The organism is Streptomyces sp. NBC_01264 (genome assembly GCF_026340675.1).
In the GTDB taxonomy this organism is placed as follows: Bacteria; Actinomycetota; Actinomycetes; order Streptomycetales; family Streptomycetaceae; genus Streptomyces.
On the sequence record NZ_JAPEOX010000003.1, the window covers coordinates 60,102 to 86,312 of the forward strand.

Genomic DNA, 26,211 nt, shown 5'->3' on the forward strand with positions numbered 1-26,211 from the left:
AGAAAGGTAAAGGATGTCTCAAGTCGAAGGTCCGGGCCTGGTCACGCCGTTGGAACCGGGCCCGGACCTCAGGGTCACGCGTGCGCCGGCACCCGTCCCGGCGCGGGCGGGAAGTGGCCGACCTCCACGAAGAACTCGACGTACCGGGCGAAGAGTCCGGCGGTGAGCGGCGGGCAGTCGACGCCGGTCCCCGCGAGGGCCGCGAGGGTGTCGGAGGTGTCGATCGGCGGATAGAAGCCGTCGGTGTCGGAGGTCATCATCTCGAAGGCGTGGAGCAGGGGACGGAGCGCGTTGTCGCCGCTCGCACCGACCGTCTCGCTCCAGCTGTGCCAGTCCTGCTCGGCCAGCGCGTACCCGTGCTCCCGGAGGTACTCCACGCACTGGGCGAGGCTGAGGGAGCTCCGGTTGAACAGGTGGAAGGTGCGGCCGACGGTGTCCCGCTGCCGGGCGAGGGTGGTGATGGCGGCGCTGACGTAGTCGACCGGCAGCAGGTGGAACCGGCCGCCGGTGCCGGTGGGCACCGCCGCGGACTGGAGGATGCCCTTGAGGCTGAGCCAGACGAAGTCGCGGGTCTGGCAGGCCCCGCTGCGTGTGTCGCCGGAGATCACGTCGACCCGGTAGACGGAGACGGGCAGTCCCCGCTCGCGGGCGATGCCGATGAGCTGCTCGGCGACCCACTTGCTCTGGAGGTAGCCACTGGGCAGGGCCTCGGCGGGGCCGGTCGGGTCGGTCACCTTGAGCGGGACGCCCTCCTCCCGTACGCCGTCGAAGACGCCGACGGTGGACACGTAGTGGACGGGCACGGTGCGGTGACGGGCCGCCAGGCGCAGCACCTCCTGCGTGCCGCGGACGTTGGCGTCGCGCAGCGTGGTGTACGGATGCAGCCAGTGGACCCGGGCGCCGTTGTGGTAGACGGCGTCCACGGTCCGGGCCAGGGCGTCGAAGCGCTCCTCCGTGAGACCGAGCCGCTCCTCGGCCAGGTCGCCGAGGACGAGGGACAGCCGGCTCCCGTCGACCTCGTCCCACAGTCGGTACCACTCCATGTTGGTCCGCAGCCGGTCCAGGGCCTCGTCCTGGTCGGCGCCGCGGACGAGGCAGTGGATCGTCGCCGTGGTCGTCCGCATCAGGTCGCGCAGCAGGAAGGCGCCGAGGAAGCCGGTGGCTCCGGTGAGCAGGATCTCCCGCGGTTCCCCGGCCGGCGCCGCGACCCGGGCTGCCGGGCGGATGTCCTCGGCGAGGCGCACCTCGGCGGCGAAGTCCACGGCGGGGAGGGCCGGGACGGCGTCCGGACCGGGCCCGCCGGGGAGCTGTCCGGAGACGAAGGCCGCGAGGGCGGCGGGGGTGGGGTGGTCGAAGACGAGCGTCGCGGGCAGCTTGGAGCCCGCCAGGGCGCTCAGCCGGTTGCGGAGCTCGACGGAGGTCAGCGAGTCGAAGCCCAGCTTGGTCAGCGGTTGTCCGGCCTGGATTCCGGAGGTGTCGGCATGGCCGAGAACGGCCGCGATCACTCCGAGCGCCGCGTCCAGGACGGCCTGTTCCCGCTCGGGCCCGCCGAGTCCGGCGACCAGGTCGGCCAGCGAGCCGTTCGTGGCCGCGCCCTCCTCGGAGGCGGCCCGTCGGAGGGGGGCGGGGGCGAGCCCGGTGAGCACCACCGGGATGCGGCCGGGCTGTTCGCGCAGGACGGCGATGTCCAACGGGGTCGTGACGACGGCCGGACGGCCGAGGGCCATCGCCCGGTCGAGCAGGGCGGGCCCCTGGTCCTGGGGGACGGGGCGGAAGCCGCTCCGGGCGATCCGGCCGAGGTCGGTCTCGCTGAGGTGGCCGCTCATGCCGCCGGACTGCTCCCAGAGCCCCCAGGCGACCGAGGTGGCGGGCAGGCCGTGCACGTGCCGGTGCTGGGCGAGGGCGTCCAGGAACTGGTTGGCGGCGGCGTAGTTGGACTGGCCGGGTCCGCCGACGACGGCCGCGATGGAGGAGAAGAGGACGAAGGCGGTGAGCTCCTTGTACTGGGTGAGCCGGTGCAGGTTCCAGGCGGCGTCGGCCTTGGGCCGCAGTACGGCGTGCAGCCGCTCGGGGGTGAGGGTGCTGACGAGGCCGTCGTCGAGGATGCCGGCGGCGTGCACGACACCGGTGAGCGGGAGGTCGGCGGGGACCGTGTCGAGGAGATCCGCGAGGGCGACGGGGTCGGCCGTGTCGCAGGCCGTGATGGTGACCCGGGCGCCGAGGGCGGTGAGTTCGGCCGACAGCTCCTTCGCGCCGGCGGCGGCGGGGCCGCTGCGGCTGGTGAGCAGGAGGTGGCGCACTCCGTGCACGGTCGCGAGGTGGCGGGCGAAGAGGGCTCCGAGACTGCCGGTGCCGCCGGTGATCAGGACCGTGCCGTCGGGGTTCCAGGCCGGGGTGGCGCCGGGAGCGGGTGCGACGGCGCGGGCGAGGCGGGGGACGTACGCCTGTCCGCCGCGCAGGGCGGCCTGGGGTTCGCCGGAGGCGGCGAGACCCGCGATCAGTGCGTCGCTCACGAGATCGGCGCCGGGGGCGAGGCCGGGGGCGGCGTCGGGGGCTGCGTCGATGAGGACGATGCGGCCGGGGGCTTCCGACTGGGCCGAGCGGAGCAGGCCCCAGACCGCTGCGCCCGCCAGGTCGGTGACGTCCTCCCCGTCCTCCGTGGCCACCGCACCCGAGGTCACCACGACGAGCCGGGTCTCCTCGAGACGCTCGTCCGCCAGCCACTCCCGCACCAGAGCCAGGGCCTTCTTCGTCGCGGCGTGGACCGAGCCGGGCAGCGAGCCCGTCGGTTGCGGCTCGGCGCGGAGCAGGACGAGGGGAACGGACCGGCCCGCGGCGATGGCGGCGGCCACCTCGGCGGGGCTCGTGAACTCGCCCTCCTCGCCGAGCGTGGCCGGGCGGGTCTCCCCCGCCTCCACGCTCAGGGGCGTCCAGGCCAGGTGGAACAGCGCGTCGTCGTGCCGGTCGACGGCCGTCGCGAACTCGCCGTCGTCGACACGGCGCACCGCCGTCTCGGCGACGAGGGCGACGGGCTGCCCGGCCGGATCGGCGAGTTCGACGCGCGCGGTGCCGGGGCCCCACTGGGCGATCCGGGCCCGGAGCGAGGTGGCGCCGGTCGCGTAGAGCCGTACGCCGCGCCAGTGGGCGGCGTACGGAGTGCCGTCCTGCACGGCGGGGAGCAGGGGCCGCAGGGCCGCGTCGAGGAGCGCGGGGTGCAGGGCGAAGCCCTGGGCGCCGGCCGCCCCTTCGGGCAGGGCGACCTCGGCGAAGAGCTCGTCGCCGCGGCGCCAGGCGGCCGTGAGGCCCTGGTACGCCGGCCCGTACGAGAGGCCCGCGTCGGCGAGCCGGGCGTACAGCTCTTCGAGGGCGATCTCCTCGGCGTCGGCCGGGGGCCACACGACCGGCTCGAACGCGGGGCCTTCGGCGGTGACGCTCAGCGTGCCGTGGGCGTGCGCGGTCCACGGCGCGTCGGGGTCGTCGGGGCGGCCGTGCACGGTGACCGGACGGCGACCGGTGGCGTCGGGAGCCCCGACACCGACCTGGAGCTGGTGCGTGCCGCCCGCGGACAGGACGAAGGGGGTGTCCAGGGCGAGTTCGTCGAGGACGGTCGCCCCGAACTCGTCGCCGGCCCGGATCACGAGCTCGACGAGGGCCGCGGCCGGCAGCACCACGGAACCGGAGACGGTGTGGTCGGCGAGCCACGGATGGGCGCGGGGGGAGAACGTGCTGGTGAACACGGCCTGCTCGGCGCCCGCGAGGACGACGGCGGCGCCGAGGAGCGGGTGGCCGGTCGGCCGCATGCCGAGCCCGGCGGCGTCGGCGGCGGCGGCCGTCGACTCGACCCAGTAGCGCTGGCGCTGGAAGGCGTACGTCGGCAGGGGGACCCTGCGTGCACCGGTGCCGGAGAAGAACCCCTCCCAGTCGACGGGGACGCCGAGCTGGTGGAGTCGGCCGAGCGTGGTGACGGCCGTGACGGCTTCGGGGCGGTCGCGGCGCATCAGGGCGACGGTGGAGGGGAGGAGATCGGCGGCGAGGGCGGAGAGGGTGCTGTCGGGGCCGAGCTCCAGGGTGGTGGTGACGCCCTGGGCGGCGAGCGTGCTCACGGCGTCGGCGAAGCGGACCGTGCCGCGGACCTGGTCGGCCCAGTACTCGGCCGACCGCAGATCGGTTCCGGCAGCCACCTTTCCCGTCACCGTCGAGACCACCGCGATACGGGGGGCCGCGTAGGTCAGTTCGGAGGCGACGGCCTTGAACTCGTCGAGCATCGGATCCATCAACGGCGAGTGGAACGCGTGGCTCACCGTCAGCCGGCGTGTCTTGCGGCCCAGCTCCTCGAGCTTCCCCGCGACCGCGAGGACCGCTGCCTCTTCACCGGAGATCACGACCGACCGGGGGCCGTTCACGGCCGCGATCGCGACCTGGCCGTCCAGCAGGGGAAGGATCTCGTCCTCCGAGGCCTGGACGGCCACCATCGCGCCGCCCTTCGGCAACGCCTGCATCAGCCCCGCACGCGCCACCACCAGACGCACCGCATCTTCGAGGGAGAACACCCCCGCCACATGGGCGGCGGCGATCTCACCGATCGAATGCCCTGCGACGAAGTCGGGCCGCATGCCCCACGACTCCACCAGACGGAACAGAGCGACCTCCACCGCGAACAACGCCGGCTGAGTCCACCCCGTCTCGTCCAGACCCTCACCCGAGACGATCACCTCTTGGAGGGAGCCGCCAAGAGCCGCATCACAGTGCTTCGACACCTCATCGAAAGCCGTAGCGAACACCGGGAAAGACGCGTACAACTCCTGCGCCATCCCCACCCGCTGCGCGCCCTGACCAGTGAAAAGAAAGCCGACCCGGCCGCCGGAACGCTCACCTCGCACGAGACCCGGAGACGTGCCGCCCTCGGCCAGCGCCCGGACCCCCTCAAGGAGTTCAGCACGGTCCCGGCCCGTCACCACCGCACGGTGGTCGAGCGATGCCCGACCCGTCGCCAACGAGAAACCGACGTCCAACGGGGAAAGGGCTGCCTCGTCGGCTGCCTCGCCGACATGGTCGTACAGGCGGCGGGCCTGCTGCCGTAGGGCTTCCTCCGTCTTGCCCGACAGCAGCCAGGGCACGGCGGGAAGCGCTGCCGCGGGCGCGGTCTTCTCGGCGGTCTCCTCCGCGGACTCCTTGGCCGCCGGCGGCTCCTCGATGATCACATGCGCGTTCGTCCCGCTGACGCCGAAGGCGGAGACGGCGGCCCTGCGGGCGCGTTCGGTGGCCGGCCAGGCGCGGGCCTCGGTCAGCAGCTGTACCGCGCCCGAGTCCCAGTCCGCCATCGGCGTGGGGCTCTCCACGTGCAGGGTGCGGGGCAGCACACCGTGTTCCATCGCCTGGATCATCTTGATGACGCCGCCGACGCCGGCCGCGGCGACGGTGTGCCCGATGTTCGACTTGAGGGAGCCCAGGTAGAGCGGGCGGCCCTCCGGGCGGCCCTGACCGTAGGTGGCGAGGATCGCCTGCGCCTCGATCGGGTCGCCGAGGCGCGTCCCGGTGCCGTGCGCCTCGACCGCATCCACGTCGGAGGTGGTCAGGCCCGCGGCGGCCAGCGCCTGACGGATGACCCGCTCCTGCGCCGGACCGTTGGGAGCGGTCAGGCCATTGGATGCGCCGTCCTGGTTGACGGCCGTGCCGCGGATGACGGCGAGGACCTGGTGGCCGTTGCGGCGCGCGTCGGACAGTTTCTCCACGAGGAGCATGCCGACGCCCTCCGACCACGAGGTGCCGTCGGCGTCGGCGGAGAAGGACTTGATGCGGCCGTCGGGGGCCAGGCCGCTCTGCCGGGAGAAGTCGACGAACCCGCCGGGGGTCGCGGTCACGGTGACGCCGCCGGCGAGCGCGAGGTCGGACTCGCCGGAGCGCAGCGACTGGACCGCGAGGTGGAGGGCGACCAGGGAGGAGGAGCAGGCGGTGTCGACGGAGACGGCCGGGCCCTCCAGGCCGAGGCTGTAGGCGATCCGGCCGGAGGCGACGCTGCTGAGCTTGCTGGTGAGCAGGTAGCCCTCGAACTCCTCCGGTCCTTCCAGACCCAGGTAGCTCTGCTCGATGATGCCCGCGAAGACGCCGGTGCGGCTCCCGCGCAGGGTGTCGGGGTCGATCCCGGCCTGCTCGAGCGCCTCCCACGAGGTCTCCAGGAGGAGGCGCTGCTGCGGGTCCATGGCGAGGGCCTCGCGGGGGGAGATCCCGAAGAAGCCGGCGTCGAAGAGGCCCGCGTCGTGCAGGAAGCCCGCCTGGCGGGTGTAGGAGGTGCCGGGGCGGCCCGGGTCGGGGTCGTAGAGGCGCTCCAGGTCCCAGCCGCGGTCGGCGGGGAAGTCGGTGATGGCGTCGGTGCCGGAGTCGACCAGCTGCCACAGGTCCTCGGGGGAGGCCACTCCGCCGGGGAAGCGGCAGGCCATGCCGACGACGGCGATCGGCTCGGACTCGGCGGCCTCGAGCGAGGCGATCTTCCGGTTCGCCTTCTGCAGGTCGACCGTGACCCGCTTCAGGTACTCGACCAGCTTCTCTTCGTTCGACGGGTTGGACATCGGGTTCGTGCTCTCCTCGGGCGAAGGCTGAGTGGCAGGGGCCGGTCCGGTGGGGGCGCCACCGGACCGGCTCTGGGCTCGGTCCGCCACCGGGGCGGACCGGGCATCTAGCTGGTGGAGCTGCCGAGTTCGTTGTCGATGAAGCTGAGGAGCTCGTCGACCGAGGCCAACTCGATGGCGTCGGACGCGCTGCCGGCGCCCTCCGCGGTCGTCTCGTCGGTCCCCTCGATGCGGGACAGCAGTGCCCGCAGGCGGGCGGAGACGGCGGACCGGTCCTGGCCGTTCTCGGAGACGGCGGCCAGCTTCCGTTCCACCTGGTCCAGTTCGTCGAACAGCTCCTGGCGGGCGTCCGGCGCCTTCGGGAGGAGGCGTTCTCGCAGGTACGTGACGAGGGCCGCCGGGGTGGGGTGGTCGAACACGAGGGTGGCGGGGAGCTTGGCACCGGTGGCGGTGGCGATCCGGTTGCGCAGGTCGACCGCGGTGAGGGAGTCGAAGCCCAGGTCCTGGAAGGCGCGGCCCGGGGCGATGGACTGTGCGTCGGTACGGCCGAGGACCGCGGCCACGTCGGAACGTACGAGCGTCAGGAGCAGTTGCTCCTGCTCCGCCTCGCTCAGTCCGGCCAGCCGCGCGCCGAGGTCGGCCGCCGCGTCGGCGGCGTGATCGGCGGGCCCGGACCGGGCGACACGGCGGCCCGTCACGGCCGCGAGCTCGCTCAGGAGGGCGGGGATCCGGGCCTGGGCCCGTACGGCGGACACGCCCACCGGCGTCGCGACGAGCGCGGCCCGGACGTCGGCGGTGGACCGGTCGAACAGGGAGAGGCCCTCGACCCGGGCGATCGGCCGGAAGCCGTCGCGGGCGAAGCGGTTGAGGTCGCTCTCGGCCAGGTGGGCGTTGATGCCGCCCGCCTGCCACAGACCCCAGGCGATGGAGGTCGCGGGCAGGCCCTGGGCGCTGCGGTGCGCGGCGAGTGCGTCGAGGAAGGCGTTGGCCGCCGCGTAGTTGGCCTGGCCGGGGCCTCCGAGGACGCCGACGGTGGAGGAGAACATCACGAACGCCTCCAGATCCAGGTCCCGGGTCAGCTCGTGCAGGTGCCAGGCCGCGTCCGCCTTGGGCCGCAGCACGCCGGCGAGCCTGTCGTCGGTGAGGGCGGGGATCAGCCCGTTGTCGAGTACGCCGGCGGTGTGCACGACGGCGGTCAGCGGGTGCTCCGCGGGGATGCCCGCGAGCACCTGGGCCAGCGCGTCCCGGTCGCCGGCGTCGCAGGCGGCGACGGTGACGTGGGCGCCGATGCCCCGCAGGTCGTCCAGGAGCTCCGGCACGCCGTCGGCCTGTTCCCCGGTGCGGGAGAGCAGCAGGAGCCGGGCGGCGCCGTGCTCGGCGACGAGGTGCCGGGCGATGACGGCTCCGAGTGCGCCGGTGCCGCCGGTGACGAGGACGGTGCCCCGGTCCCAGGCGGGGGCCCGGCCGGCGGGTGCGTCGGTGACGTGGACGCGTCGCAGGCGGGGCAGGAACGTGTGGCCGCCGCGCAGGGCGGCCTGCGGTTCGCCGGCGGCGACGAGGGCGGACAGGGCGCGGGTGCCGGTGTCGGTGCCGGGCGCGGTGTCCGTGCCCGTGCCCGTGCCCGTGCCCGTGCCCGTGTCCGTGTCCGTGTCCGTGTCGATGAGGACGATCCGGTCGGGGGCTTCCGACTGGGCCGAGCGGAGCAGGCCCCAGACCGCGGCGCCCGCCAGGTCGGTGACGTCCTCCCCGTCCTCGGTGGCCACCGCGCCCGAGGTGACCACGACGAGCCGGGTCTCCTCGAGACGCTCGTCCGCCAGCCACTCCCGCACCAGGGCCAGGGCTTCGCGCGTGGCCGTGTGCGTGGCGGCGGCCTGGTCGGCGTCGGGTTCCGCGGGGGTCCACGGCAGCATGACGGCGTCGATCCGGGTGCCGGCGGCGAGGGCCTCGGCCACGGCCCCCGGGTGCGGGTACGCGTTCTCGCCGGTGCCGTTCGGGTCCAGGACGGCCCACGCGAGCGGTTCGGCGGGCTCCTGCGGCGTGGCGGGCGTCCAGTCGACGTGGAAGAGCGATTCGCGTCCCGTGCTGTCACCGCCCACGGCGGACCTGAACTGCTCGTTGGGTATGTCGCGGAAGACGATGGACTTCACGGAGAAGACCAGGTCTCCGGCCGCGTCGGCCAGCTGGAGCGAGAAGGAGTCCTCGTCGGTCTCCGTGACCCGCGCCTTGACGGCGGTCGCTCCGGTGGCGTGGAGCCGTACCCCGTACCAGTCGGCGGGGACCGGGACCGTACCGGCGGCCGGGTTGTCCGGGCGGACGGGCAGGGCCGCTTGCAGCAGGACCGGGTGCAGCCCGTACCGGCCGGCGTCGGCCTGGAGGCCGTCGGGGAGGTGGATCTCGACGGTCCGGCCCGTCGCGCTCTCGTCCCAGGTGAGGGACGCCGCGACCTCAGGCTCCTCGGTCAGGTACCAGCCCTCGGCGTGCATGGTCCACGGCGCGTCGAAGTCATCGGGGCGGGAGTACAGGCACAGGCAGTGCCGTCCGGTGTCGTCGGGGGTGCCGGCCCTGACCTGGAGCTGGATGTTGCCCTCCTCCGGGAGGACCAGCGGTACCTGGAGGTTCAGCTCGTCGAGCGCCGGGTGGCCGATCAGGTCGCCCGCGTGGATCGCGAGTTCGACCAGTGCCGAGGCGGGGAGGACGGGCGAGCCGAGCACCACGTGGTCGGCGAGCCACGGGTGGCTCTTGAGGGAGAGGCGGCTGGTGAACAGGATCTGGTTGAAGCCGGCCACGGTGATGGGTGAGCCCAGGACCGGGTGGCCGGTGGTGGGGGCGCCGTTGCCGAAGGCCTCCAGGACGGGCCGGGGTTCGAGCCAGTAGCGCCGGCGCTGGAAGGCGTACGTCGGCAACGGCACCCGACGGGCACCCGTCCCGGCGTACAACGCCTGCCAGTCGACCGGAACACCTCGCGTGAACAACGACCCGACCGCCGAGAGCAGCGTCGTGACCTCGTCGCGACCGCGACGGAGCGCCGGAACAGCGCCCTCGGCCAGAGCCGACAGGACACCGTCCGGACCGATCTCCAGATACGAGGTCACACCCTCCGCGGCCAAGGACTCCACCGCGTCCGCGAAGCGGACCGTGCCACGGACCTGATCAGCCCAGTACTCCGCCGACCGCAGATCAGTGCCCTCCGCCAGCCGACCGGTGACCGTGGAGACCACCGCGATACGGGGACCCGCGTAGGTCAGTTCGGATGCGACGGCCTTGAACTCGTCGAGCATCGGATCCATCAACGGCGAGTGGAACGCGTGGCTCACCGTCAGCCGGCGCGTCTTACGGCCCAGCTCCTCGAGCTTCCCCGCGACCGCGAGGACCGCTGCCTCCTCACCGGAGACCACCACGGACTGCGGACCGTTGACCGCCGCGATCGCCACCCGGCTGTCCAGCAGCGGCAGGACTTCGTCCTCCGAGGCCTGGACGGCCACCATCGCGCCGCCCCTCGGCAACGCCTGCATCAGCCCCGCACGCGCCACCACCAGACGCACCGCGTCCTGGAGGGAGAACACCCCCGCCACATGGGCGGCGGCGATCTCACCGATCGAATGACCCGCGACGAAGTCGGGCCGCACGCCCCACGACTCCACCAGACGGAACAGAGCGACCTCCACCGCGAACAACGCCGGCTGAGTCCACCCCGTCTCGTCCAGACCCTCACCCGAAGCGATCACCTCACGGAGGGAACCGCCAAGAGCCGCGTCCAGAAGACCCGACACCTGGTCGAAAGCGGCGGCGAACACCGGGAACGACGCGTACAGCTCCTGCGCCATCCCCACCCGCTGCGCACCCTGACCCGTGAACAGGAAACCGACCCGGCCGCCGACGCGCTCACCGCGCATCAGACCCGGAGCGCTGCCGCCCTCGGCCAGCGCCCGCACGCCTGCGAGCAGCTCGCCACGGTCCCGGCCCGTCACCACCGCACGATGGTCCAACGACGCCCGGCCCGTCGCCAACGAGAAGCCGACGTCCAACGGGGACACGCCGAGGTCCACCGTGAGGCGGGCGTACAGCCGCCGCGCCTGGTCGCGGAGCGCGTCGGCGGTCTTGCCGGAGACGGTCCACGGCACGACGGGAAGCGCTGTCGCGGCCACGCCCTCCTCGGCGGTCTCCTCCGTGGACTCCTTGGCCGCCGGCGGCTCCTCGATGATCACGTGCGCGTTCGTCCCGCCGAAGCCGAACGAGGAGACGGCCGCGCGGCGCGGGGTTCCGGTCTCGGGCCAGGGCCTGGCCTCGTGGAGCAGGGAGATGGCGCCCGTGTCCCAGTCGACGTGGGTGGTCGGCTGTTCGCTGTGCAGGGTGCGGGGCAGCACGCCGTGTTCCATGGCCTGGATCATCTTGATGACGCCGCCGACGCCGGCCGCGGCCTGGGCGTGGCCGATGTTCGACTTGAGGGAGCCCAGGTAGAGCGGGCGGCCCTCGGGACGGCCCTGCCCGTAGGTGGCGAGCAGGGCTTGTGCCTCGATCGGGTCGCCGAGCCGCGTCCCGGTGCCGTGCGCCTCCACGACGTCGACGTCGGCGGTGCTCAGCCCCGCGGCGGCCAGCGCCTGACGGATGACCCGCTCCTGCGCCGGACCGTTGGGGGCGGTCAGGCCGTTGGAGGCGCCGTCCTGGTTCACGGCCGAGCCGCGCATGACGGCGAGGACCCGGTGGCCGTTGCGCCGGGCGTCGGACAGCTTCTCCACGAGGAGCAGGCCCGCGCCCTCGGCCCAGCCCGTACCGTCCGCGTCGGCGGAGAAGGACTTGCTGCGGCCGTCGGCGGCGAGCCCGCGCAGCCGGGAGAACTCCACGAAGGCGACCGGTGTCGACATCACGGTGACGCCGCCGGCGAGCGCGAGGTCGCACTCTCCGCGCCGCAGGGCGTTGGCCGCGAGGTGGAGGGCGACCAGGGAGGAGGAGCAGGCGGTGTCGATGGTGACGGCCGGGCCTTCCAGGCCGTACGTGTAGGCGACCCGGCCCGAGGCGATGGAGCCGGCGCTGCCGCTGAAGAGGTAGCCCTCGAACCCCTCGGACGGAAGGTGGGAGCGCGAGCCGTAGTCGTTGTACATGACGCCGGCGAACACACCGGTCCGGGTGCCCTTGAGCGAGGCCGGGTCGATGCCGGCGCTCTCGAAGGTCTCCCAGGCGGTCTCCAGGAGGAGGCGCTGCTGCGGGTCGGCCGCCAGGGCCTCGCGCGGGGACATCCCGAACAGTTCGGGATCGAAGAGGTCGGCGTCGTAGAGGAAGCCGCCTTCGCGGGAGTAGGAGGTGCCGGTCTTCTCCGGGTCGGGGTCGTAGAGGCGCTCCAGGTCCCAGCCGCGGTCGGCGGGGAAGTCGGAGACTGCGTCGACTCCGTCGGCCACCAGCTCCCACAGGTCCGCGGGCGAGGCGACGCCTCCCGGGTACCTGCAGGCCATGGCGATGATGGCGATCGGCTCCTGTTCCTTGTCCTCGACCTCGCGCAGACGCTTGCGCGCGTCTCGGGCGTCGGCGATGGCCCTCTTGAGGTATTCGCGGAGTTGTACCTCGTCAGCCACGTGAATTCAGCTCCCCGGTGTTGGTGTGTCCGATTGCCGTGTGCGCGCCGTGGGCGGCGCGTGCCAGGTGGGTCATTCGAGCTCGTCGAGGAGGGCGAAGAGCTCCTCGTCGCTCGCCGTTTCGAGGTCCTGGTCGTCCTCGGTGTCCTCCGGGCGCCCTAGGTCGCCGGCGCCTTCGGCCGCCTTGAGCAGTTCCTTGAGCCGTACGGTGATCAGGTCGAGCGCCTCCTGGCCGGGTGTGGCGGCGATGGCCGCCTCCAGACCCGCGAGGGGGGCGAGGACCGTTGCGGCCGGCGAGGCCTCCTCCACCCCCAGTTCACCGAGGAGGTGGGTGGCGAGGGCCTGCGGCGACGGGTGGTCGAAGACGAGGGTGGTCGGCAGGCGCAGTCCGGTCGCCCGGCCCAGCTGGTTGCGCAGTTCGACGGCGGTGAGCGAGTCGAAGCCGAGCTCCTGGAAGGCCCGGTCGGCCTCGATGCGGCCGGGGTCTCCGTGTCCGAGGACACCGGCGACCTGGGCGCGTACGAGATCGGTGAGGGCGCGTTCCCGTTCCGCGGGGCTGAGGGGGGCGAGCCGCTGGGCGAGCGGTGCCTCCTCGGTGGTCCCGCCGCTCGCGGCGGTGGTGGCGCGGCGCTTGGCCGGTCCGGCGAGGGCGCGCAGGACGGGCGGCAGTTCGTCGCCCCTGCTGCGCAGGACCGTCGTGTCGAGGCGGGTGACGGCGAGGACGCTCTCGCCGGTGGCGGGGGCGGCGTCGAAGAGCGCCATCCCGTCGTCGGAGGCGAGGGGACGCAGGCCGATGCGGGCCAGGCGGCGCAGGTCGGCCTCGTCGAGAGCGCCCGAGATGGTGCTCGCCTCGGCCCACAGGCCCCAGGCGAGGGAGAGACCGGGGAGGCCGTGGGCGCGGCGGTGGGCGGCGAGGGCGTCGAGGAAGGTGTTGCCGGCCGCGTAGTTGGCCTGTCCGGCGGTGCCGATGAGGCCGGCCACGGAGGAGTAGAGGACGAAGGCCGTGAGGTCCAGGTCCCGCGTGAGCTCGTGCAGGTGCCAGGCGGCGTCGATCTTGGGGCGCAGGACCTTGTCCAGCTGGTCGGGGGTGAGCTGGGCGGCGACGCCGTCGTCGAGGACGCCGGCGGTGTGGACGACTGCGGTCAGCGGGTGCCCGTCGGGGATGGCGGCGAGGACCTCGGCCAGGGAGCCGCGGTCGGTCACGTCGCAGGCGACGGTCTGCACGTGGGCGCCGAGTGCCTCCAGTTCGGTACGGAGTTCGGTGGCGCCGGGGGCGCCGGGGCCGCGGCGGCTGAGCAGCAGCAGCCGGCGGGCTCCGTGTTCCGTGACGAGGTGCCGGGCGAGGACGGCTCCGAGGGCGCCGGTCGCGCCGGTGACGAGGACGGTGCCCCGGTCCCACTGGGGGGTCCGGTTCTCGGCCGCGGGGGCGGTGCGGGTCAGGCGGGGGACGGTGAGGGCGTCGCCGCGTACGGCGATCTGCTCCTCGCCGCTCGCGACGGCGATGTCGAGGAGCCGGTCCTCGGCGGCCGTGCGGTCCCCGCCGGTGGCGGCGGGGTCGAGGTCGACGAGGACGATCCGGCCGGGGTTCTCGGTCTGCGCGGACCTGAGGAGGCCCCAGACTCCGGCGTGGGCCAGGTCGGTGACGTCCTCGGGGCCGGCGGCGACGGCTCCCCGGGTGGTGACGACGAGCCGGCTCTCGGCGAGGCGGTCGTCGGCGAGCCAGTCCTGCACGGTGTCGAGGACCTGGCGTACTGCGGTGCGGGCGCGCTCCGGCAGGGCGGCGCCGTGGTCCGCGGTGGCGCCGGCGGCGTGGCCCGCCGTCTGCAGGAGGAGTACGGACGGTGCCGCGGCACCGGCGTCGAGTGCGACGCCGAGGGCCCGTACGGTTCCCTGGCCGCCGCCGGCGAGCAGGGTCCAGCCGGTGCGGCCCGGTGCCGTACCGGTGTCGGGCAGGGGCGTCCAGCCGAGGCCGAACAGGCCGTCGCGCGCGGCCGTGCCGGCCCCGCGGAGCGCCTCCTCGGACAGCGGGCGCAGCAGAAGAGATGCGGCGGTGGCGACGGCGGCGCCCGCGCCGTCGGCGACGGTGAGTGCGACCCGCAGGGAGTCTTCGCCGGACCGGTTCAGGGTGAGCCTGACGCGCAGGACGGTCGCCCCGGTGGCGTACAGGCTCACTCCGGACCAGGAGAACGGCAGCCAGGAGGGGCCTTCGGGCTCGGTGACGCCGGGGAGCAGCGGGTGCAGGGCGGCGTCGAGGAGGGCGGGGTGGATGCCGAACCGGGGGGCGTCCGTGCGGTGTTCCTCGTCGAGGACGACCTCGGCGAAGAGTTCGTGCGGTGTCTTCCAGAGGCGGCGCAGGCCCTGGAAGGCGTTCTCGTAGCCGTATCCGGCCGTGGCGAGCCGGTCGTACACGCCGTCGAGGTCCACTTCGGTGGCGCCGGCCGGGGGCCAGGCGAGCAGCCCTTCCGGGGTGGTGGCGGCGGCGCCGAGACGTCCTTCGGCGTGCAGGGTCCACGGCTGCCGCGTGTCGTCCTGGTCGGGCCTGGCGTAGACGGCGAGCGGGCGGCCGCCGGTCTCGTCCGGTTCGCCGACGACGAGCTGCAGCTGGACGGCGCCGCTCTCGGGCAGGACCAGCGGCGCGGCGAGCGTCAGTTCGTCGACCCGGTCGCAGTCGACCTGCTCGGCGGCGCAGAAGGCCAGGTCGAGCAGTGCGGTGGCGGGCAGCAGGACGGTTCCGCGGACCGCGTGCCCCTCCAGCCAGGGGTGGGTGCGGCGGGAGACGCGGCCGGTGAAGAGGTACGCGTCCCGGTCCGCGACCCGTACCGCCGCGCTGAGCAGCGGGTGGCCGACGGGGGCGAGGCCGAAGCCCTCGGCGTCGCCGGGTGTGGCGTCGCCCTCCAGCCAGTAGCGGGCGTCCTCGAAGGAGTAGGTGGGCAGGTCGACCCGGCGGCCGCCGGGGAAGTACGACTTCCAGTCGGGGCGGGCGCCGCGCAGTACCGCGCCCGTGAGGGCGGCGGCGACGGTGGTGGCCTCGGGCCTGCCGGAGCGCAGCAGCGGGGCGAGGAAGCAGGCCTCCCGGGTCAGGCACTCCTGGGCCATGGCGGTGAGGACGCCGTCGGGGCCCAGCTCCAGGTACTCGGTCACGCCGAGCTCTTCGAGGTGGCGGACGCCGTCGTGGAAGCGGACCGCTTCACGGATGTGGGTGGCCCAGTAGTCGGGCGAGGTGAGCTGTTCGGTGGTGGCGAGGACGCCGGTGACGTTGGAGACGATCGGGATGCGGGGTGCGTGGTAGGTCAGGCCCTCGGCGACGGTGCGGAACTCGTCGAGCACCTCGTCCATGTGCGGCGAGTGGAAGGCGTGGCTGACCGGCAGCCGCTTGGTCTTGCGGCCCCGCGTGCGCCAGATGGCGCTGATCTCCTCGACGAGGTCCCGGTCGCCGGAGACGACGGTGGCGCGGGGGCCGTTGATCCCGGCGATGGCGACGCCGTCGTAGTCGGTGAGCAGGGACCGCACCTCCTCCTCGGAGGCCTGGAGCGCGGCCATCGCGCCGCCCTCGCGGGCCGCCTGCATGAGCCGGCCCCGCTCGGCGACGAGCGCGCACGCGTCGGCGAGGTCCAGGACCCCGGCCAGGTGTGCGGCGGTGACCTCGCCGATGGAGTGGCCGAGGAGGTAGTCCGGGGTGATGCCGTGGTGTTCGGCCAGCCGGAAGAGGGCGACTTCGGTGGCGAAGAGGGCGGACTGGGTGAAGGCGGTCTGGTCGATCAGGGCCGAGTCGGCCGAGTCCTCGGGGGCGAAGAGGACGTCCTTGACGGGCCGGAACAGTTCGGTGTCGAGGTACTTGCATACCTCGTCGAGAGCGCGCCGGAACACCGGGGAGGTCTCGTACAGGTCGCGTCCCATGCCGAGCCGCTGGCTGCCCTGTCCGGTGAACAGGAACGCCGTCTTTCCGCGCCGGCCGCCGGCGGCCCGTACGACCGAGGGCGTCGACTCGCCGCCGGCGAGGGCGGCCAATGCGTCCATGAGGGTCGCGCGATCGGTGCCGAGGACGGCGGCGCGGTGCTCCAGGGTGGCGCGGGTGGTCGCCAGGGTGAGGCCGACGTCGCCCGGTTCGATCTCGGGGCGGTCGGTGAGGTGGCGGTGCAGTCGGTCGGCCTGGCGGCGCAGGGCGGTCTCGTCCTTGGCGGTGAGGATCCAGGGCAGGACGACGCCCTCGGCCGGGGCGGCGGCGGACGCGGACGGCGACGGGGTGTCGGCGGCCAGCTCCAGGATGACGTGGGCGTTGGTGCCGCTGATGCCGAAGGAGGACACCGCCGCGCGGGCGGGGCGGCCGGTGGCGGGCCACGGCGTCGCTTCGGTGAGCAGCTCCACCGCGCCGGCCTCCCAGTCGATGTGGGGGGAGGGGTTCTCCGCGTGCAGGGTCTTCGGCAGGGTGCCGTGCCGCATGGCCTGGATCATCTTGATGACGCCGCCGACGCCGGCGGCGGCCTGGGCGTGGCCGATGTTCGACTTGAGGGAGCCCAGGTAGAGCGGACGGTCCTCCGGGCGGCCCTGGCCGTAGGTGGCGAGCAGGGCCTGCGCCTCGATCGGGTCGCCGAGGCTGGTGCCGGTGCCGTGCGCCTCGACGGCGTCCACGTCGGAGGTGGTCAGGCCCGCGGCGGCCAGCGCCTGACGGATGACCCGCTCCTGCGCCGGACCGTTGGGGGCTGTCAGACCGTTGGAGGCGCCGTCCTGGTTGACGGCCGAGCCGCGCATGACGGCCAGGACCCGGTGGCCGTTGCGGCGGGCGTCGGACAGCTTCTCGACGAGGAGCAGGCCCGCGCCCTCGGCCCAGCCGGTGCCGGAGGCGTCGGCGGAGAAGGAGCGGCAGCGGCCGTCCTCGGAGAGGCCGCGCTGCCGGGAGAACTCCACGAAGGTGCTGGGGCCGGACATCACGGTGACGCCGCCGGCGAGCGCGAGGTCGCACTCGCCCTGGCGCAGCGCGCTCGCCGCGAGGTGGAGGGCGACCAGGGAGGAGGAGCAGGCGGTGTCGATGGTGACGGCCGGGCCCTCCAGGCCGTACGTGTAGGCCAGGCGGCCCGAGACCACGCTGGAGAGGTTGCCGGCGAGCAGGAAGCCCTCGAACTCCTCGGGGCTCTTGGCGAGCCGCGAGGCGTAGTCGTCGTACATGGCGCCGGTGAAGACGCCGGTGCTGGTGCCGCGCAGGAGGGCCGGGTCGATGCCGGCGCTCTCGAAGGTCTCCCAGGCGGTCTCCAGGAGGAGGCGCTGCTGCGGGTCGGTGGCGATGGCCTCGCGCGGGGACATCCCGAAGAATCCCGGGTCGAACCGGTCGGCGTCATGGAGGAATCCGCCGTGCCGGACGTAGGAGCTGCCGGTCTTCTCCGGGTCCGGGTCGTAGAGGGAGTCCAGGTCCCAGCCGCGGTTGTCGGGGAACCCGCTGATGGCGTCGGTGCCTTCGGCGACGAGCCGCCACAGGTCCTCGGGCGAGGCGACGCCGCCGGGGAAGCGGCAGGCCATGCCGACGATGGCGATGGGCTCGTCGGCCGCCGCGGCGGACCGGCGGGCGGGTGCGGCGCTCGCGGCGGGCCCGCTGCCCGTGGCCTGCTGGTACAGATAGGCGGCGAGGGCCGCGGGTGAGGGATGGTCGAAGACGGCGGTGGCGGGCAGCCGCAGTCCGGTGACGGCGTTGAGCCGGTTGCGCAGGTCCACTCCGGCCAGCGAGTCGAACCCGATCTCCTTGAAGGCGCGCTCCGGGTCGATGCCCTCCGGGCTGGTGTGGCCGAGGACGCCGGCGACGATGCCGCGGACGAGGTCGGCGGCGGCGGCCCGGCCCTCCTCCTCGGAGAGGGAGGCGATGCGGCCGGCCCATTCGGTACCGCCGCGCGCTCCGGCGGCCGTCGCACCCTGGGCGGCGGCCCGCGTGGTGGGGCGGGGACGGATCAGCCCGCGCAGCAGGGCGGGCGGATCGCCGGCCGCGGCCCCGCGCAGCCGGGCCAGGTCGAGCAGGGCCGGAACGACGAGGGCGTCGCCGCCGGCGAGGGCGGCGTCGAAGAGGGCGAGGCCGGTGTCCGGGTCGAGCGGGGTGACGCCCGCCCGGCTCCAGCGGGCCAGGTCGGCCTCGCCGAGCTGGGCGCCCATGCCGTGGCTGGAGTCCCACAGGCCCCAGGCCAGCGAGGTGGCGGCCAGGCCCCGGGCCTGGCGGTGGGCGGCGAGCGCGTCGAGATAGGTGTTGGCGGCGGCGTAGTTGGACTGGCCGGCGGTGCCGGTGATGCCGGACACGGAGGAGAAGAGGACGAAGGCGGCGAGGTCCAGGTCCCGGGTCTGGTGGTGCAGGTTCCAGGCGGCGTCGACCTTGGGCCGCAGGACCTTCTCCAGCTGCTCGGGGGTGAGCGACTCCACGGTGGCGTCGTCGAGGACGCCGGCGGTGTGCACGACCGCCGTGAGCGGGTGCGCGGGGTCGACGGCCTCCAGGAGGGCGGCGACGGCGTCCGGGTCGGCGGCGTCGGCGGCGACCGTGGTCACCTGGGCGCCGAGCTCGGCGAGTTCGGCGGCGAGCCGGTCTGCGCCGGGTGTACGGGGTCCGCGCCGGCTGGTGAGCACGAGGTGGCGTACGCCGTACCCGGTCACGAGGTGGCGGGCGAGGAGGCCGCCGAGGCCGCCGGTTCCGCCGGTGACGAGGACGGTGCCCTCCGTGTCGAGGCGGGGCGCGTCGGCGGGTGCCGCGGCCCGGTCCCGGGTGAGCCGCGGGACGTGCAGGCGCGTGCCGCGCAGGGCGAGCTGGGGTTCTCCGGTGGCCAGCGCGGCGGGCAGCCGTTCCTCGGCCTCGGGGGTGCCGTCGACGTCCAGGACGACGACCCGGTCGGGGTGTTCGCTCTGGACGGCACGCAGCAGACCCCAGACGGGGGCGGCGGACAGGCCGTCGACGTTCTCGCCGCGGACGGTGGCGACGGCGCCGGTGGTGGCGAAGGCGAGGCGGGTGCCGTCGAAGCGCTCGTCGGCGAGCCACCGCCGGGTCAGGTCCAGGGCGCGGGCGGCGTTCTCGTGGGCGGCGGCCGGGGTGAGGGGGTCGTCGGCTCCGACGCGGACCAGAAGGACGTCGGCGGCGAGGGCCCGCGGGTCCGGGAGGGTGCCGGTGTCGCCGGGGAGTTCGGCGATGCGCGGCACGGGTCCGCCCGCCGGGGTGAGGGTGGTCCAGGCGACGGTGAACAGGCCGTCCGTCGTGGCCGCCGGGGCGAGCTTGTCCTTGGCGACGGGGCGCAGCATCAGCGAGTCGACGGTGGCCACGGGGGCGCCGGCGGCGTCGGCGAGGTGCAGGGCGACCGTGTCGGGGCCGGTCCGTTCGATGCGGACGCGCAGGGTGGTGGCGCCGACGGCGTGGGTGGTGACCCCGCTCCAGGCGAACGGCAGCCGGATGGTGTCCGGTTCGGCGGCGTCGGCGGCGTCGAGGACGACCGGGTGGAGCACGGCGTCGAGGAGCGCGGGGTGGATGCCGTAGCGGGCGGCGGCCTCGTGCTGGTCGTCGGGGAGGGCGACTTCGGCGTAGGTGGTGCCGTCCTCGCCGCGCCACAGGGCGCGCAGCCCCCGGAAGGTGGGGCCGTACTCGTAGCCGAGATCGGTGAGCCGCTCGTACGTGTCGTCCAGCGGTACCGGCCGGGCATCCCGCGGCGGCCACGGGAGCGGTTCGTCGAAGGCCGGGCCGGCGGTGGGGGCGGTGTCGGCGAGGGCGCCGGAGACGTGGCGGGTCCAGGCGCTCTGCTCGTCGTCGTTCTCGGGCCGGGAGTACACGGTGAAGGTCCGGGTGCCCGAGGTGTCGGGGGCCGATACCGCGACCTGGACGCGGACCGCCCGCTGCTCGGGAAGGGCGAGCGGGGCCTCCAGGGTGAGCTCGACGAGGTGTTCGGCGCCGGCCGTCCGGCCCGCCGCCGAGGCGAGTTCGATGAAGGCGGTGGCCGGTACGAGGACGGTGCCGTGGATGCGGTGGTCGGCGAGCCAGGGGTGGTCGTTCAGCGACAGACGGCTGGTGAGGACGAGGCCCTCGCGCTCGGCGAGGTCGACGGCGGTGGCCAGCAGGGGGTGGCCGGCCGGGTCGAGTCCGAGACTGCGGGCGTCGGTCCGGGCCTCGGGCCGGAGCCAGTAGTGGCTGCGCTGGAAGGCGTACGTGGGCAGCTCGACGCGCGAGGCGCCGGGGAAGAGCGACGCCAGGTCCAGCGGGGCGCCGAGGGTGTGGGCGCGGGCGAGCCCGGCGGCGAGCGTGGCGCCCTGGGGGCGGCCGGCCCGCTGGAGGGCGACCGCTTGAGAGGTGTCGGCCAGGAACGAGCCGCCGGCCGTCGCGGTGAGGACGGCGTCGGGGCCGACCTCGACGAAGACGATGACGCCCTCGTCCTCCAGGGTCCGGGTGGCGTCGAGGAACCGTACGGCCTCGCGGATCTGGCGCACCCAGTAGTCGGGGGTGACGAGGTCGTCGCCGGTGGCGGGCCGGCCGGTGACGGTGGAGACGACCTGGAGGTGCGGCGCGTGGTAGGTCAGGCCCTCGGCGACGGTGCGGAACTCGTCGAGGATCGTGTCCATGTGCGGCGAGTGGAAGGCGTGGCTGACCGTCAGGCGACGGGTCTTTCGGCCGCGTTCGCGCCAGAGTTCGGCGAGCGCGTCGGCGGCGTCGGCGTCGCCGGAGACCACGACGGCGTCCGGGCCGTTGACAGCGGCGACGGCGAGCCGGCCGGCGTACGGGGCGAGCGTGCCGGCGACTTCGTCCTCCGCGGCCTGGATCGCCACCATCGCGCCGTCGGGGACGGCCGCCTGCATGAGCCAGCCGCGGGCGGCGACCAGGGCGGCGGCGTCCTCCAGGGAGAGGACCCCGGCGACGTGGGCGGCGGCGAGCTCGCCGATGGAGTGCCCGGCGACGGCGTCGGGGGTCAGCCCGTGCGCCCGGAGGGTGTGGTGGAGGGCGACCTCGAAGGCGAACAGCGCGGGCTGGGTGGCGCGGGTCTCGTGCAGCAGGGCTCCGCTGGACTCGCTGTCGGAGGCGCTGGGCTGGCCGTCGGACGCGTCGGTGTCGGCGGCCTCGGCGGCGCCGGGCTGGCCGTCGGCGTCGGCGAACATCACGTCGCGCAGCGGGCGGCCGAGGTCGAGGTGGGGGTCGAGTGCGGCGCACACCTCGTCCAGGGCCGCGGCGAACGCGGGGCGGGTCTCGTACAGTTCACGGCCCATGCCCAGGTACTGGGCGCCCTGCCCGGTGAACAGGAACGCGGTGCGGCCCGCGCGGGCCGCGGAGCCGGTGACCAGGTGGGGGGCGTCGGCTTCGGCGTCGCGTCGCAGGGCGTCGAGGCCCGCGAGGAGTTCCGCCGCCCCGGTGCCGGTGACGACGGCCCGTTCGGGCCAGGTGGCGCGGGAGGTCGCGAGGGAGAACCCGATGTCGGCGATGTCCTCGGCGCCGAGCTCGGGGCGGCCCTCCAGGTGGGCGTGGAGCTTTTCGGCCTGGGCGGTCAGGGCCGCGCGATCGGGGGCGGAGAGGGCCCACAGGGCGGGCGTCGCGGCACCGGCGGTGGTGGCCCCGGGGCGAGCCGGGCCTGTGTCCTCGGGGCGAGCCGGGCCGGTGTCCTCGGGGCGAGCCGGGCCGGTGTCCTGCGGCCGGTCGGCGCCGTCCTGCGGCCAGTCGGCGCCGTCCCGTACCCGCTCGGCGCCGTCCCGTACCCGCTCGGCGTCGTCCTGTGCCCGCTCGACCGCCTGCTCGACGATGACGTGGGCGTTGGTGCCGCTGATCCCGAACGAGGAGACGGCGGCGCGGCGGGCGCGCTCGGTGGCCGGCCAGTCGCGGGCCTCGGTGAGCAGTTCGAGTTCGCCGGCCGTCCAGTCGACGTGGGGGGTGGGCTCGGTGACGTGCAGGGTGCGCGGCAGTACGCCGTGGCGTATCGCCTGGACCATCTTGATGACGCCGCCGACACCGGCCGCGGCCTGCGCGTGCCCGATGTTCGACTTGAGCGATCCCAGGTACACCGGGGCTTTGTCGCTCCGGTCCCTGCCGTAGGTGGCGAGGATCGCCTGCGCCTCGATCGGGTCGCCGAGCCGGGTGCCGGTGCCGTGCGCCTCGACCGCGTCCACGTCGGCGGTGGTCAGGCGGGCGTCGGCGAGGGCCTGGCGGATGACCCGCTCCTGCGCCGGACCGTTGGGGGCGGTCAGGCCGTTGGAGGCGCCGTCCTGGTTGACGGCGGTGCCGCGGATGACGGCGAGGACCTGGTGGCCGTTGCGGCGCGCGTCGGAGAGCTTCTCGACGAGTAGCAGGCCCACGCCCTCGGCCCAGGAGGTGCCGTCCGCCCCGGCGGAGAAGGACTTGCTGCGGCCGTTGGCGGCGAGGCCGCGCTGGCGGGAGAACTCCACGAACATGCCGGGGGCGGACATGACCGTCGCGCCGCCCGCGATCGCGAGGGTCGTCTCGCCGTGGCGCAACGACCGGACAGCCATGTGCAGGGCGACGAGCGAGGACGAGCAGGCGGTGTCGATGGTGAGGGCGGGGCCGACGAGTCCCAGTTGGTAGGCGATGCGGCCGGACATGACGCTGCTGGTGGAGCCGGTGAGCAGGTGGCCCTCGACGCTCTTCGGCGCGTCGTGCAGACGCGGGCCGTAGTCGAGTGCGGTGGCGCCGACGAAGACGCCGGTGCGGGTGCCCTTGAGGGTGTGGGGGTCGATGCCGGCGCGCTCGACGACCTCCCAGGCGGTCTCCAGGAGGAGGCGCTGCTGCGGGTCCATGGCGAGGGCCTCGCGGGGCGAGATCCCGAAGAAGCCCGCATCGAAGAGGGCTGCGTCGTGCAGGAAGCCTCCCTCGCTCACGGAGCTCTTGCCGGAGCGCTCGGGGTCCTGGTCGTACAGGTCGGTGTCCCAGCCGCGGTCGACGGGGAAGCCGGAGATGGCGTCGCCGCCGTCGGCCACGAGCCGCCAGAGGTCCTCGGGCGAGGAGACGCCGCCGGGGTAGCGGCAGGCCATGGCGACGATGGCGATCGGCTCGTCGTCCTGGAGCGGCGTGGCGAGGTGCTGCGCGTCGGCGTCGGCCGAGCCGGTCAGTTCGGCCTCGATGTACGCGGCGAGCGCGGCGGGGGTGGGGTGGTCGAAGAGCAGGCCGCCGGCCAGGCGCAGGCCGGTGGCGGTCGCGAGCCGGTCGCGGAGTTCGACGGACATCAGGGAGTCGAAGCCGAGGTCCTTGAAGGACTGCCGGGCGTCGGCGCGGTGGCCCTTGTCGTATCCGAGGACGGCGGCGATGTGCGCGGCCGTCAGGTCGGTGACGGTGCGGGAGCGTTCGGCCGCGGACAGGGCGGCGAGCCGGTTGCCGAGTTCGCCACGGGGCACGGTGGTCCCGGCGGGCGCGCTCGCGGAGGGGGCCGGCAGGGCGGGGGCGGTCCTGTCGCCGGAACCGGGTTCGAGCCAGTGGCGCCGGCGCTGGAAGGCGTACGTCGGCAGGGGGACCTGACGGGCACCCGTCCCCGCGTACAACGCCTGCCAGTCGACCGGAACACCTCGCGTGAACAACGACCCGACCGCGGACAGCAGGGTCGCGACCTCGTCGCGGCTACGGCGGAGCGCCGGAACGGCGCCCTCGGCGAGAGCGGACAGGATCCCGTCCGGACCGATCTCCAGATACGAGGTGACACCCTCCGCGGCCAAGGACTCCACCGCGTCCGCGAAGCGGACCGTGCCGCGGACCTGATCAGCCCAGTACTCGGCCGACCGCAGATCGGTTCCGGCAGCCACCTTTCCCGTCACCGTGGAAACCACCGCGATACGGGGAGCCGCGTAGGTCAGCTCCGAGGCGACAGCCCTGAACTCGTCCAGCATCGGGTCCATCAAGGGCGAGTGGAACGCGTGGCTCACCGTCAACCGGCGCGTCTTGACGCCCAGTTCCTCGAGCCTGCCCGCGACCGCCAGGACGGCCGTCTCCTCGCCGGAGACCACCACCGACCGGGGGCCGTTGACGGCCGCGATCGCCACCTGGCCGTCCAGCAGCGGCAGGACTTCGTCCTCCGAAGCCTGGACGGCCACCATCGCGCCGCCCCTCGGCAACGCCTGCATCAACCCCGCACGCGCCACCACCAGACGTACCGCGTCCTGGAGCGAGAACACCCCCGCCACATGGGCGGCGGCGACCTCACCGATCGAATGACCCGCGACGAAGTCGGGCCGCACGCCCCACGACTCCACCAGACGGAACAGAGCGACCTCCACCGCGAACAACGCCGGCTGAGTCCACCCCGTCTCGTCCAGACCCTCGCCCGAAGCGATCACCTCACGAACAGAGCCGCCAAGAGCCGCGTCAAAAAGCCCCGACACCTCATCGAAAGCGGCGGCGAACACCGGGAACGACGCGTACAGCTCCTGCGCCATCCCCACCCGCTGCGCGCCCTGACCCGTGAACAGGAAACCGACCCGGCCGTCTCGTACGTCTCGTACGTCTCCTGCGACGATCCCGGTGCCGGGCTCGCCCTCGGCGAGGGAGTCCAGGCCGGCGAGGAACCCGTCCTTGTCGTCCGCCAGGACGAGCGCGCGTGCGTCGAAGGTGGTGCGGGTGGTCAGCAGGGACCAGCCGATGTCGGCGGTCCCCGCCTCGCTCGCGGCGGCGAAGGCACGCAGTTTCCCGGCCTGGGCGCGCAGCGCGGCCGTGTCCCGGCCCGAGAGGACCCAGGGCAGCAGGGACCGCGCGTCCACGGCGGGGGCCCGTTCGGAGACCGGAGCTTCCGTGAGGACGACGTGGCAGTTGGTGCCGCCCATGCCGAAGGAGGAGACCCCCGCGACCAGGGGACGGTCGGGGTGCGGCCAGGCGGTGAGCTCGCGCGGTACGGAGAGGCCGAGGCCGTCGAGGTCGATGGCCGGGTTCGGGGTCTCGAAGTTGAGGCTCGCGGGGATCTCGCGGTGCGTGAGGCTCAGCAGGGCCTTGAGCAGGCCGACCATGCCGGCCGCCCCCTCCAGGTGCCCGACGTTGGTCTTGGCCGATCCGACGAGCAGCGGGTCGCCGGGCGCACGGTGCGAGCTGAAGACGTCTCCGAGCGCGGCGGCCTCGATGGGGTCGCCGACGGGGGTTCCGGTGCCGTGCAGTTCGACGTACTGAACGGTAGAGGGGCTGATTCCGGCCTTTCCGTATGCCTCGCGGAGGAGCCGGCTCTGGGCCTCTCGGCTGGGCACGGTCAGGCCGGGCGTGGCGCCGTCGTTGTTGACCGCGCTGGCGCTGATGACGCCGTAGATCCGGTCGCCGTCCGCCTCCGCCTGGGCCAGGGGCTTCAGGATGACGGCCCCGCCGCCCTCGCCCCGCACGAAACCGTTGGCGCGGGCGTCGAAGGTGTAGGCGGTGCCGTCCGGTGAGAGGCCGCCGAACCGCTCCTCGGTCACGGCGCTCTCGCCGAGGATGTTGAGGTTGATGCCGGCGGCAATGGCGGTGGTGGACTCCCCCGACCGGAGCGACTCGCAGGCGAGGTGCACGGCGACGAGGGAGGAGGACTGGGCTGCGTCGACGGTCAGGCTGGGTCCGCGCAGCCCCAGGTAGTAGGAGACGCGGTTGGCGATGACGCCGCGGTTGAGGCCGGTCATGGAGTGCTGGGTGATGACCTGCTCGCCGTACTGGTTGGCGAGGCTCGTGTAGTCGTCGCGGAGGGTGCCGACGAAGACGGCGGTACGGGAGTCGCGCAGTCGGGCGGGGAGGACTCCGGCGTCCTCCAGGGCCTCCCAGGCCAGTTCGAGGACGAGTCGCTGCTGCGGGTCCATGGCGGCGGCCTCGCGGGGCGAGATCGCGAAGAACTCGGCGTCGAAGTCGCCGATGCCGTCGATGAATCCGCCGCGGCGAACCCCCGCCCCGGCCTGTGGTTCCGCGGTGTTCCAGCGTCCGGGCGGTGCGTCGGTGATCGCGTCGGTGCCGCTGCGCAACATCTGCCAGAAGTCGGCCGGGCCGAAGGCCATGGGGAGCCGGCAGGACATGCCGATGACGGCGATGGCTCCCTCGTCGCCTCGCGGCGCCGGGCTCTCCACAGAAATGCGATTAGTCGTCATGGCGCTCGACTGCCCTTTCCTGACTGATATTGGAACGGCCCGGGTATCCCGGATGGGGAACC

The 26,211-nt window shown here is 74.1% G+C and carries 2 protein-coding genes and 1 pseudogene; all 3 read right to left on the reverse strand.

The window, feature by feature from the left end; genetic code table 11:
• Positions 1-74: 74 nt before the first annotated feature.
• Entirely contained in the window at positions 75-6,566 is a 6,492-nt protein-coding gene (locus tag OG435_RS44235) for a type I polyketide synthase (RefSeq protein ID WP_266886721.1), read from the reverse strand.
• Positions 6,567-6,673: 107 nt separating this feature from the next.
• Positions 6,674-12,094 (reverse strand): annotated as a pseudogene (locus OG435_RS44240) (type I polyketide synthase); the annotation flags it as partial.
• 111 nt (positions 12,095-12,205) lie between these two features.
• Positions 12,206-26,149: a type I polyketide synthase gene (locus tag OG435_RS44245; protein ID WP_266886724.1), complete on the reverse strand. Its 13,944-nt coding sequence runs from the start codon at positions 26,147-26,149 to the stop codon at positions 12,206-12,208.
• Between the last annotated feature and the right edge of the window lie 62 nt (positions 26,150-26,211).